The organism is Desulfosarcina sp. (genome assembly GCF_055467485.1).
The window spans coordinates 219,867-232,531 of record NZ_JBUOIV010000001.1 but is presented as its reverse complement, the minus strand read 5'-3'; the positions used below and the strand labels follow the sequence as shown (position 1 = coordinate 232,531).

The window sequence follows — 12,665 nt, the reverse complement described above, 5'->3', positions numbered from 1 at the left end:
GCTATTCACTTTTCGGCACCGGCGCCATGCCGGCGGAAAGGGGCTCCTCCGGTGCATGTGGGTCTCCCTTAAAGCGGTCCGCTGCCTTGCCGTCCACACTGCGCAGGTGCAGATCCCTCTGGGGAAAGGGGATCTCCACGCCCTCGGCCCGGAAACGCCGGTCGATTTCGCTAACCAATGCGCTCTGTATGATTCGCCGGTCATTGAAGTCGGGAATCCACACCCGCAGCTGGAAATCCAGGGAACTCTCGCCAAAATTCAGGAAAAGCACCATGGGCTGGGGGTCTTTGAGCACCTGGTCACTCTCGGTGGCTACCGACGTGAGCACCCGCATCACCGTTTCCACATCGGAACCATAGGCCACCCCCACCGGTATGGTCATGCGCATGCTGCGATCGCCCAGGGTCCAGTTGGTCACCTGGGCGGAGATCAGGTCGCCGTTGGGTACCACGATCTCCGCCCGGTCAAAGGTCTGGATCGTGGTGGCCCTCAATCCAAGGTTCGTGACCCTGCCCTGATGGCCATCACTGAGTTGGATGACGTCGCCCACCTTGATGGGCCGTTCGAACAGGAGGATCAGTCCGGAGACGAAATTGTTAACGATGGCCTGCATGCCGAAGCCGATGCCGACGCCCAAGGCACCGCCGATAATGGTGACGTTCTTTAGTTCGAAACCTAAAGCGGAGAGGGCAATGAAAAAACCCACCAGCACCAGAGCATAATGCACCAGACGGACGATGGAAATGCGGGCGCCGGTATCCATCTGCCGACGGTTGAGCACATTTTCCATGAGCAGCGCTTGAAAACCCCAAGACGTGGCGAAGGCACCGTAGAGAATCAGGGCGGCCGTCGTCAACAGGCCAAGGGTGACTCTTTGCCCGCCGATGGTCAGTCCGAAGGAGAAAATTGCCTGCAGCGCCTCCACGGGAATGGCGTATAATTTCCAGGCCACCAGCAGATTGGCGGCCACGAAGATGACGATAACACTGTTGGCGAAGAAAATGATCCTTCGCAGGATGGCATCGGCATTCTGCCGAAGGAAGGAAAACTTGTCCTTGGGCAAAGACTCAACGCCAAGCTCCAGGACCACGCGGATCAACCGCAGCATGGCCCATCCCATGAGCAGCAGGATCGACGTACGGATGGCAACATCCATGATTTCAACCGCAAAATGGCCAAAACCGATGAGATTGGCCACTGTGATGGTCGCAAACACCGCCACAATCAGCCGGAGCAGCCAGGTCAATGCCGCCAGCTTACCGGTAACCGCTCTTTTGCGGGCACGCCAGCCGAAATAGACGATACCGGCCAGCGACCAAACCAGAAGGAACAGGCGCATGACTGCCATGGGCACCCCTGCAATCAGAAGCGCTTGGAATCCGATCATCACCAGGATCAAAATATAGATGGCCCGCTTGATCCAAGGTTCTTTGACAAAGGCCGCCACAAGCCGTGCCGTCACCACGCCGGCAATGGTCTGGACCAATACCCGCCACAGCGTCGGTTGTGATCCGTAGAGAAAGGATAGTGTAAAAATAGCCACGAACAACGACAGGGAGATCGGCCGTTTTACCAGGAACCGGCGGTCGGCATTTTCAAGTATATCCGGTCGGGAACGGCGGGCCATTGAATACATGAGGGCGAATACCACCACCTGAAGGGCGATCACCCATCCCTTTTCCATAAAAAAGTCCGGGGCCGGCGGGGCCAGTGCTTTGATCAGCTGCGCGGGTTCATTGACCAGGTCAATCAACTGGTGCAGGTAAGCAATGGAAAACATGATCGGCATGCCGCCGCGCAGGGTTTCGCCACGCTGCTTCGCCATCATGGCTTCGATCTGATTGGTCAAGCCGTTGATCCGCGACCCGATATCGCCGGCTTTCTGCTGGACCTCAAGCATGGGTTCCAGTTTCCGGGAAATGATATCCAATGCCTGGTCGATATCCACGGTTGCTCGAGTGAACGCATCGGCCACACTCTTTAACGATAGATCCGCCCCCAGTTGCAACCGCCACTGATCCCAGCGGTTCTTTTCCGCAAGCCAGGTAATGCGCTGGGACTCCACCTCCTGAATGGTTTCCGTAAGGTCCGCCGCCACCCGTTTAACGGCGTCGGCTGATCTGCGTACCTCTCCTTTTAACGCCGCCAGCTGCTGGTAACTCTGCAAATCATCGGCATTTAAGGCACCCAAACGGGTGTGGAACAAATCGGTCTGGTTTTTTATCCCTTCAAGACGCTGCTCCATCCTGCGCAGTCCGTCGACCGCATCGATCCGATTTTTCAGCACGTCGAGCCGCTGTCCCAAGGTGCCGGCCTGGTAGACCACTTCAGCCATGCTGGGAGTCACCGGGGGGGGGGCAGTACTTTTTTCCGGTAACACCGTCTCTTCGCCTAACACCGGAAAAACGGTGCTGCAGATCATCAGTCCAATGGTCACACTTACGAAAAGCACACGGGCGGGGACGGTGGCAATCAATCTCATGGTTAGGTCTTCCTAACTACATTGCGCGATGTGTGGGGAAATGTATCATTGACAAGTAAAGGCACGACGACTTCAATCTCAAAAGAGTTTATAACAATCACACAACATGAATCAATGCCGGGAATAAGGATATATTTTACCGATCTTGGAATTGAGCCATAACGTTGTGAACTTCAGCGATGCTGCCGACAGCCAGCAGCGCACGAGCGTGATCCCTGCATGGGCCGAGTTCCAGGCCGGCGATGCGCTGATGAACGGCGGGCATGAATTGCGGGTCGATGCTAAGCCGTCGGATGCCGATGCCCAGCAAAAAGGGAATCATCGACTCGTCGTGGGCCATCTCACCGCAGATGCTGATCGGTTTTCCATGATCGCCGGCGACCCTGACCACCCGCGCCAACGCCCTCAGCACCGAGGGGTGTTCGGGTCGGTAGTAATCGGCCACCCGTTTGTTCCCGCGGTCCACCCCCAGCATGTACTGGACGAAATCGTTGGTGCCGACGGCAAAAAAATCGGCCTCTGCGGCAAACTCCGCCATGGTTTCCACCACCGCGGGCAACTCGACCATCATGCCGATGGCGGGGTGATCGTTATGGTCCAGCCCATCCGATTTGAGTCGATCCAGGCAGTCGCCCACCACCTGGCGGGCCAGCAAAAAATCATCCACCGAGGAGATCAGGGGAAACATGATTCCCACCGAGTCGCTTGCGGCGGCAGCGCGCAGGATGGCCCGAACCTGCTGCTCGAAAATATCCCGGTATGCCAGGGTGAAGCGGATGGACCGCAGGCCCAACTCCGGGTTCGCTTCCTTGGCTGTATCCGTGTATGCCGGGGTTTTTTCGCCGCCAAGATCCAGTGTGCGAAATACCACCGGCTTGTCTCCCATTGCCGCCACCACCTGTCGGTAGACCAGGTACTGCTCGGTTTCCGACGGAAGCGACGGGCGGATGAGAAAGGGGAACTCGGTCCGGTAGAGCCCGATGCCCGCCGCGTCCATCTCCCGGGCCAGGGGCAGTTCGCCCAGCAGATTGATGTTGGCCAGCAGATCAACCCGTGTGCCGTCCCTGGTGTGGGCGCTGCCCACCCGAACCGGCGCCTTCTGCGCTGTCACCTGCTCCCGGGCCTGATTGCGGGCATCGAAACGGGCAATGATGTCCACCGATGGATCCACATAGACATTGCCCACCTCCCCGTCCACCAAAACCGGCGTCGCTTCGGGCAGGAGCATCAAATCCGGGCACTGGACCACCACCATGGGAATTTTCAGTGAGCGGCAGATAATGGCCACGTGGGAGGTGACCCCGCCATTGGCCAGCACGATGCCAGCCACCGATTCGGCGGCCAGTTTGAGCAGTTCAGACGGGTATAGCTCCCGGGCGATAACCACCCGACCGTGGCTGTCCCCGTTGCCATCCGGTGACGGCGGCACCAGATTGTTCAACAGCCGGCCGGCTAGATCTTCGATGTCGCTGACCTTTTCACGGATATAGGGATGGGGGCTGTCGGCAAACAGATCCAGGTAATAACGGGCCACCTCGCGCACCGCCCGGCTGGCCGGATCCCCCTTTTCGATTTGTGCCTGCATCCTGTCGATGAATTTGGGATCCTTGAGCATCATGAAATGGGCGGCGAAAATCAATGCGGCGCTCTCCGGCAGCCGTTCGGCACATTGTTGCTGAAGGGCGTTCAATTGCTCACCGGTCTTTTTCACCGCCCGCAGAAAGTCGGCCATGGTTCCGCTATCGTCCACGGCAGGTTCAGCCACCAGCCGGCCGTGGCTCCTGCCCCAGATCGTCGCCCGGGCAAAGGCAAAGCCGCCGGAGGCGCTCTGTCCCTTGATGAAGCTCAGGTCGTCAACCGGTCGCTCCGGAATACTGCACATGCGCTGCAGATCCATGAGCAGCCGGGCATTTTCAAGCACCGCAGCCAGTTGGGCACCGGTGGCCTTCAGGGCCATGACATCGCTGGTTTCGAAATAGTCCGGCGTAGCATGCTGGACTACCAGCACACCGATCTTGACCACACCTTTTTGGATGGGCACGGCCAGAAAGGATTCGTATTGAAGCTCATCGGTTTCCGGAAAATAGCGAAACTGCGGGTTGTTGCTGGCGCGTCCCTCGCATACCGGCTGGCGTGTGGCCATGACCGTACCCACGAGTCCCTGGCCGGAGCCCATGCGCACCCGGCCCACCGCTTCCGGATTCAATCCGACCGTGGCCTTGAGTACCAGTTCGTCGGCCGTTTCGTCGTAAAGATAGATGGAGCACACCGGCGTGCCCAGATGCCCGGAAACCAGTGCCACGGTACGTTGAAGAAAATTTTCGATATTTTCACTGCCGGCAACCAGTGCGGACAGGTCGCTCAGGTCACAGAGCATGTTCAACAGGTCGTCTCGCTTGCCGGTCATTGGCGCCTCGGTTTTTTCATATGAATTGGGAACGCTCCGGTTGGATCAGGGAATATAATGCATGTCATGTACCGGGTCCAGTCTCGGTCCAAAAACTGTCAATTATGAACCCTAATGTCGCCCTGCATACCACAATGAACAACAAAAATGCGCTTTCTTGATTAAATATTTACATTTATGTAGGTATGCTTTGGGTACAGTTTCAGACCCATCCACCGCGATCCCGAACAAGGTCCACGTTGATCAAAGGGCTTGCAAAACATCCCGGACTTGGACCATAACCGGTATGTGCCTTGCAGCGTTTTCCCCGTACATTCCCTCCCTCCAGACATGATTTGCAAAAAGAATGGTAATATCCATGACCAGAACCGGCTATACGACATCCCACCGTCCAATCCATAAAGGCCTCTACCGCCCGACATTCGAGCATGACGCCTGTGGCGTGGGGATGGTCTGCGACATCAACAACCGCAAAGGCCATGCATTGGTCCAGGACGCCCTGCAGATCCTGGTGAATCTCACACACCGGGGGGCCTGCGGCTGCGATGAAACCACCGGCGACGGCGCCGGCATCCTCATCCAGAAGCCCCACCTCTTTTTACAGCAAGCGGCCCGGGAAGCGGCCATTTATCTCCCGTTGGAAACGGATTACGCTGCCGGCCTGGTGTTTTTGCCGCCGGATAAAGACCGTTGCCACGCAGCCAAAGCCGCCTTATCGGCCGCCGCCGAAGAAAAAGGGCTGGTTTTTCTGGGCTGGCGAAACGTGCCTGTAGATCCGGAGGCCGCCGGCGACCTGGCCAGACGGGTTATGCCTGTGATCCAAATGGCCTTCGTGGGCCGGGGTGACGCCGGCGGTGGTACCTTGGACTTTGAACGCAGGCTCTACCTTACCCGCAAAGCTGCTGAAAACCGAGTCCGCAAGTGGTTTGATCGGGGGACGGCCCTGTTTCACATCGCCAGTCTCTCGTCGAGAACACTGGTGTACAAGGGCATGCTGCTGGCGGATCAGATGCGCGCGTTTTATCCGGACCTGGGCGATCCGTCCATGGTCAGTGCCCTGGCCCTGGTCCACCAGCGCTACAGCACCAACACCTTTCCCTCCTGGGACCTGGCCCAGCCCTTCCGCTACCTCTGCCACAACGGAGAGATCAACACGGTGCAGGGCAATATCAACTGGATGCGGGCCAGGGAAACCCTTTTCCGCTCGCGTGCCTTCGGCGACGACATGGCCGATGTCATTCCGGTCTCCACCCCCGGCGGCAGCGATTCGGCCACACTTGACAATGCCCTGGAGCTTTTGCTTCACACCGGCCGTCCCCTGGCCCAGTGCATGATGATGCTCATTCCCGAGGCCTGGCAGCACCATGACACCATGAGCCGGGCAAAGAAGGATTTTTATGCCTACCACGCCTGCCTCATGGAGCCCTGGGACGGACCGGCAGCCATCCCCTTCACCGACGGCGTGAGTGTCGGTGCCGTATTGGACAGAAACGGCCTGCGACCCAGCCGCTACACGGTCACCCGGGACGGTCGAGTGATCATGGCCTCTGAAACCGGTGTGCTGCCGGTAGCTCCGGCCAACGTGGCCGTGAAGGGACGCCTGGAACCCGGCCGCATGTTCCTCGTCGATATGGAACAGGGCCGCATTATCCATGACGAAGAGATCAAGGAAACCATGGCCGCCAGGCGGCCCTACGGCCGGTGGCTGAAGGAAAACCGGCTGCACCTGGAAAGCCTGCCGCCAGCACCGCCGCTGCCGGTGTTGACCGGTGCGTCACTGCGAATGGAACAGCAGCGTTTCGGCTACACCGCCGAAGACCTGAAGCTCATTCTGGGTCCCATGGCCGAAAAAGGAGTGGAGCCTACCGGGTCCATGGGCGACGACATCCCCCTGGCCATTCTCTCCAAACGGCCTCGCCTGCTCTATGACTATTTCCGCCAGCTGTTCGCCCAGGTGACCAACCCGCCCCTCGACGCTATCCGTGAAAAACTGGTGACGGCCCTGTCCACCACCATCGGACGGGAGCACAACCTGTTCACCGAAACCCCCCTTCACTGCCGCCAGCTGTACCTGGCGCACCCCATTCTCACACCGGCGGAGATGGCTGCCATCCGCACATCGGGCCACGCTGACCTGAAGTCGGCAGACCTGTCCATCTGCTGGCCCCGGGCCGACGGCGGAGATGGATTGACCCGCGCCTTGGAAGCCTTGTGCCGCTTAGCCGTCCGTCAGGTGGAAGCGGGTGCCCGCCTGCTGATCCTCTCCGACCGGGATATCCCCGACGGCCACGTCCCCATTCCCGCCCTGATGGCCACAGCCGCCGTGCAACATGGTCTCATTGCCGCCGGCATGCGCGCCGGATGCGGCCTTATCGTTGAAACCGGCGAAGCCCGGGAGATCCACCACTTCTGCTGCCTGATAGGCTACGGTGCCGGTGCCGTCGTGCCCTGGCTTGCCCTGGACACCATCAACGGTCTGGTCGATGAAGACCGGCTGGGCGGCACTGACGTGGAGACAGCCCGCACACGCTATATCGACGCCGTTAAAAAAGGGGTCCTCAAAGTCCTGTCCAAGATGGGCATCTCAACATTACAAAGCTATCGCGGCGCCCAGATCTTTGAGTGCGTGGGCCTGGACGCATCGGTGACGGAGCGATGGTTCACCGGCACGGTCTCACGCATCGGCGGAGCGGATATGCAAACGCTCGCCAGGGAAATCGAGGCACGCTACGCCGGGATTCTCAAACAGCCGGCGACAATTGCCGGCACGCTCCTGCCCGCCGGGGGCCGCTACAAATGGCGCAGGGACGGCGAGGCCCACCAGTACAACCCTGCCACCATCCCCTTTCTCCAGCAGGCCGTGCGCCAGGATGATGAAACGGCGTGGCAGAAGTACCGGGAGGCGGTGCACGATCTCAACCGGGAGGAAGGGTTGATCCGCGGCCGGTTTGAATTCAAAGCCGCCGACACACCCGTGCCGCTGGAGGACGTCGAACCCTGGACCGAAATCGTCAAGCGCTTCAAGACCGGGGCGATGTCCTATGGTTCCATCAGTAGGGAGGCCCACGAAACCCAGGCCATCGCCATGAATCGCATCGGCGGGAAGAGCAACAGCGGCGAGGGCGGAGAAGACGCCGACCGCTTCACCCCCGACGCCAACGGTGACTGGCGCAACAGTGCCATCAAACAGATCGCCTCGGGTCGTTTCGGGGTCACTATTTCATACCTGTCCAGTGCGGTGGAGCTCCAGATTAAAATGGCCCAGGGCGCCAAACCTGGCGAGGGCGGCCAACTGCCTGGAGAAAAAGTCTACCCCTGGATCGCCGCCACCCGCCACAGCACACCCTACGTGGGCCTTATTTCGCCGCCCCCCCACCACGACATCTACTCCATCGAGGACCTGGCCCAGCTGATTTACGATCTCAAGTGTGCCAACCCCAACGCCCGGATCAACGTCAAACTGGTCTCGGAGGTAGGCGTGGGCACGGTGGCCGCCGGCGTGGCCAAGGCCGGCGCCGACGTCATCCTGATCAGCGGCGAGGTCGGCGGTACCGGCGCCTCGGGGCTGACTTCCATTCGCTACGGCGGCCTGCCCTGGGAGCTGGGCCTGAGCGAGACCCAGCAGACGTTGATCCAAAACGGACTGCGCGACCGGGTGGTGCTGGAGTGCGACGGTCAGCTCAAAACCGCCCATGATGTTGCCGTGGCCTGCCTGCTGGGCGCCCAGGAATTCGGCTTCGGCACCATTTCCCTGGTGGCTTTGGGATGCGTGATGATGCGGGTGTGCCACCTGAACACATGCCCGGTGGGTATCGCCACCCAGGACCCGGAGCTGAGAAAAAAATTCACCGGCAAACCCGAGCACCTGATCCGGCTGATGCGCTTCATCGCTGAAGACCTGCGCGCCATCATGGCCCGGATGGGCTTTCGCTCTCTTGACCAGATGTCCGGTCGGGTAGACCGACTGAACGTCACCCCCGCCCTGGACCACTGGAAAGCCCGCGGACTGGACCTGAGCCCCATCCTGCACCGTCCGGTGCCGCCGGAACACATCCTGCGGTTGTGCATCCCCAAAGGGTTGATGAACGATTCGCAGACACCGCCGGATGCCGACCTGATCCGGCTGGCCAGGCCGGCCCTGGAGAACGGTCTGCCTGTCAGGATCGACCTGGTCGTCACCAACGTCCGACGCACCCTGGGTACCCGCCTCAGCCATGAGATTGCCAGGCGCTGTGGGGAGAAAGGACTGCCCGACGATACCATCGTAATCAACGCGACCGGCAGCGCCGGCCAGAGCTTTTTCGCATTCGGCGCCCCGGGCATCACCGTGCGTGTCAAAGGGGATGCCAACGACTACTTCGGCAAAGGTCTTTCCGGTGCGGTGCTGGCCATCCGGCCGCCGGAAGGTGCCGCCTTTGCCGCCGAGGAGAACATCATCATCGGCAACGTGGCCCTTTATGGCGCCACTGCCGGCCAAGCCTACATCCGGGGCCGGGCCGGCGAGCGTTTCTGCGTAAGAAACAGCGGCGCCGTGGCCGTGGTGGAGGGTGTGGGGGACCACGGTTGCGAATATATGACCGGCGGCCGGGTGGTGGTGCTGGGACCCACTGGCCGCAATTTCGCAGCCGGTATGAGTGGCGGCGTCGCCTACGTGCTGGACGATGCGGACGGACACTTCCGGCAATTCGGCTGCAATCAGGGATCGGTCGACCTGGAATCGGTGGCCGGAGAAGACGAAGCGGAGCTGTTCGGTCTCATCGATACCCACTTCGCCTTCACCGGCAGCGCGGTAGCTTCGCGGCTGCTCGAAGCACGAGAGGTCATCCGGGGGCAATTCGTCAAGGTGATACCCAGGGAATACAAACGAGCCCTGGCCCGACTGGCTGAAGAGGAGGGATAGCGACCATGGGAAAACCCACGGGATTCATGGAACACGACCGGCAGCTGCCCGACAGGCGTCCGGTTGAAGAGCGGGTGGGAGATTTCCGCGAAATCTATCGCCCTTTTCCTGAAAAGACGCTGCGCGCCCAGGCCTCCCGCTGCATGGACTGCGGGGTGCCGACCTGCCACGCCGGCTGCCCCCTGGGTAACCGCATCCCGGACTGGAACGACGACGTGTACCAGGGTCGGTGGAAAGCGGCCTTCAAACAGCTCATGGCCACCAACAACTTTCCCGAATTTACCGGCCGCCTCTGTCCGGCCCCCTGCGAGGAGGCCTGCGTGCTGGCCATCAACGCCCCGGCGGTGACGATTGAGCAGATCGAAAAGACCGTTATTGAACACGCCTTTGAACAGGGATGGGTCCGCCCGCAACCGCCCACGCGGCGCACGGGCAAGACGGTGGCCGTCATCGGCTCCGGCCCTGCCGGTCTGGCCTGCGCCCAGCAGCTGAATACCGCCGGTCATGCGGTGGTCGTATTCGAGAGAAACCCCAGGCCCGGCGGACTCCTGCGCTACGGCATTCCGGACTTTAAGCTGGAAAAGCCGGTGGTGGACCGGCGCCTGGATCTGATGGAAAGAGAGGGCATCGTATTCAAAACAGGCATCCAGGCCGGCGTGGACCTTAGCGGGGAGGCGCTTTGCACCGACTTCGATGCGCTGGTCATCTGCTGCGGCGCCACCCGCCCCCGGGACCTGCCCATCCCCGGTCGCGAGCTTGACGGTGTATACTATGCCATGGATTTTCTGATCAGCCAGAATCGAGTGATCGCCGGTGAAGCACCGACGGTGTCGATCAATGCCGCCGGCAAACACGTCATCGTCATCGGCGGAGGGGACACCGGCAGCGACTGCATCGGCACCAGCCACCGCCAGGGTGCCTCCTCCGTGGTCAACTTCGAACTGCTGCCCCAACCGACCGAGGCGCGCCCGGAATCCCAACCCTGGCCTTACTGGCCCATGCGTCTGCGCACCAGCAGCAGCCACAAGGAAGGCGGCAGCCGGAACTGGAATGTACTCACCAAACGATTCATCGGCGAAGCCGGCCGGGTGGAGGCGGTGGAGACAATCGAGGTGCAATGGGCCGAGGAGGCCGGCCGGCCAGACCGATTCGAAGCGATTCCCGGATCACAAAAAACCTGGCCGGCGGATCTGGTGCTTCTGGCCATGGGATTCGTCGGTCCGGAGCCGGAAACGCTCGTCGCCCAACTCGAGCTGGCCCTGGACGAAAAGGGCAACCTGCGCACCGGCAGCGACTACATGACATCGCGACCTGGCGTCTTTGCCGCCGGGGACGCCCGCCGCGGCCAGTCTCTGATCGTCTGGGCCATCTCCGAAGGCCGCGAGGCGGCCCGCGGCGTGGACCGGTTCCTCATGGGCCGTACTGACCTGCCGGAAAAAGGGTGCTGCGACCTGCCGCGGGTGTAACAGTGTAAGGAATCAGCATATTCTGTATCATCAGATTCTCTTATAACCGTCTACCGCCACAGCCGCCCTTGCCGGCTGTTTTCCCTGTCGTCCGGGTGGACGCTGTGTTACAATTGGAGCCATCAACTGAAGCATTCGGTTCCCATAGCGAAAGGTGAAAGCCATGGATTATTTCGAGTACCGCGACGGAAACCTCTGGGCGGAAGGGATTCCCGTAAAAGAGTTGGCCGAGCGCTTCGGAACCCCCTTGTATATCTATTCAAAAAAAACGCTGGAACGCCACTTCAAGGCCTTCGACACAGCTCTGGGAGATCTGGATCACCTGACCTGCTTTTCGGTCAAAGCCAACAGCAATGTCAGTCTCCTGCGCCTGCTGGGCGGTCTGGGTGCTGGTGTGGATATCGTTTCGGGGGGCGAACTGCACCGGGCCCTGACGGCCGGCATCGATCCCCGCAAAATCGTCTTCTCCGGCGTGGGCAAGCAGGAACACGAGATCCGGAAAGCCCTGGCGGCCGGCATTCTCATGTTTAACGTCGAGTCCGCCCAGGAGCTCAAACACATCGGGCGCATCGCCGCAGAAATGAACGCGCCGGCGCGGGTCAGCATCCGCATCAACCCTGATGTGGACCCCAAGACCCACCCCTACATCTCCACCGGGCTGAAGAAAAACAAGTTCGGCCTGGATATGCTCGAAGCCACCGGGGCCTATCTGCTGGCCAAAGAGACGCCTTTTGTGGAACCGGTGGGCATGGACTGCCATATCGGATCCCAGCTCACCCAGATCGGTCCCTTTGTGGAAGCCCTGAAAAAACTGCTCGCCTTTGCCGACCGGCTTCAGTCGTCGGGCATTGATATCCGCTACCTCGACCTGGGCGGGGGACTGGGCATCACCTATAACGAGGAGGCGCCGCCCCTGCCCGCAGATCTGGGCCGGGCAATCAAAGAGACCATCGCCGGCCGGGGGCTCACCGTCATCCTGGAGCCGGGCCGGGCCATCGCCGGCAATGCCGGCATTCTGGCCGCCCGGGTGCTGTATACCAAAAAAACCAGCGCCAAGCATTTCGTTATCGTGGATGCCGCCATGAACGACCTGGTGCGCCCCTCACTTTACGGCGCCTATCACCGCATCGGAGAAGTAACTCCCAAAGGTCGAGAAAAAATCGTCGTGGACGTGGTGGGGCCCATCTGTGAGAGCTCCGATTTTTTGGCCCAGGACCGCCGGCTTCCTGCGATGCAACCCGGGGAATACCTGGCCGTCTTCTCTGCCGGCGCCTACGGCTTCACCATGTCTTCCCAATACAACTCCCGGCCCCGTGCCGCCGAGGTGATCGTCGATGGCGACCAGGCCTCGCTGGCACGCCGGCGGGAAACCTATGCGGACCTCATCTCGCTTGAAATTTGAAAGCAGGC

5 protein-coding genes are annotated in these 12,665 nt (G+C 60.6%); 3 read left to right on the top strand and 2 right to left on the bottom strand.

Annotated features, from left to right (window positions below; genetic code table 11):
• Position 1: 1 nt before the first annotated feature.
• Positions 2 to 2,482, bottom strand: a complete 2,481-nt coding sequence (locus ACZCED_RS01075; protein WP_464860019.1) for a mechanosensitive ion channel family protein — start codon at positions 2,480 to 2,482, stop codon at positions 2 to 4.
• Positions 2,483 to 2,618: 136 nt separating this feature from the next.
• Positions 2,619 to 4,889, bottom strand: coding sequence for a phosphoenolpyruvate--protein phosphotransferase (gene ptsP / locus ACZCED_RS01070; RefSeq protein WP_464860018.1), 2,271 nt, complete (start codon positions 4,887 to 4,889; stop codon positions 2,619 to 2,621).
• A gap of 358 nt (positions 4,890 to 5,247) precedes the next feature.
• Here ptsP and gltB point away from each other — a divergent pair, with 358 nt between their 5' ends.
• From gltB to lysA, 3 genes are all read left to right on the top strand, one after another.
• The gene (gltB, locus tag ACZCED_RS01065) at positions 5,248 to 9,789 is read left to right on the top strand and encodes a glutamate synthase large subunit (protein WP_464860017.1); all 4,542 of its coding nucleotides are present in this window, start codon (positions 5,248 to 5,250) and stop codon (positions 9,787 to 9,789) included.
• Positions 9,790 to 9,794: 5 nt separating this feature from the next.
• Positions 9,795 to 11,255 (top strand): glutamate synthase subunit beta, encoded by a 1,461-nt coding sequence (locus ACZCED_RS01060; RefSeq protein WP_462968430.1) that lies wholly within the window; start codon positions 9,795 to 9,797, stop codon positions 11,253 to 11,255.
• A gap of 163 nt (positions 11,256 to 11,418) precedes the next feature.
• Complete coding sequence (gene lysA / locus ACZCED_RS01055; RefSeq protein ID WP_464860016.1) at positions 11,419 to 12,657, top strand: diaminopimelate decarboxylase; 1,239 nt, start codon at positions 11,419 to 11,421, stop codon at positions 12,655 to 12,657.
• Positions 12,658 to 12,665: the final 8 nt, after the last annotated feature.

Bases quoted from the DNA above. Each gene is read 5' to 3' on its own strand.
- lysA (WP_464860016.1), top strand. From the start codon at position 11,419: ATGGATTATTTCGAGTACCGCGACGGAAACCTCTGGGCGGAAGGGATT.
- gltB (WP_464860017.1), top strand. From the start codon at position 5,248: ATGACCAGAACCGGCTATACGACATCCCACCGTCCAATCCATAAAGGC.
- ACZCED_RS01075 (WP_464860019.1), bottom strand. From the start codon at position 2,482: ATGAGATTGATTGCCACCGTCCCCGCCCGTGTGCTTTTCGTAAGTGTG.
- ACZCED_RS01060 (WP_462968430.1), top strand. From the start codon at position 9,795: ATGGGAAAACCCACGGGATTCATGGAACACGACCGGCAGCTGCCCGAC.
- ptsP (WP_464860018.1), bottom strand. From the start codon at position 4,889: ATGACCGGCAAGCGAGACGACCTGTTGAACATGCTCTGTGACCTGAGC.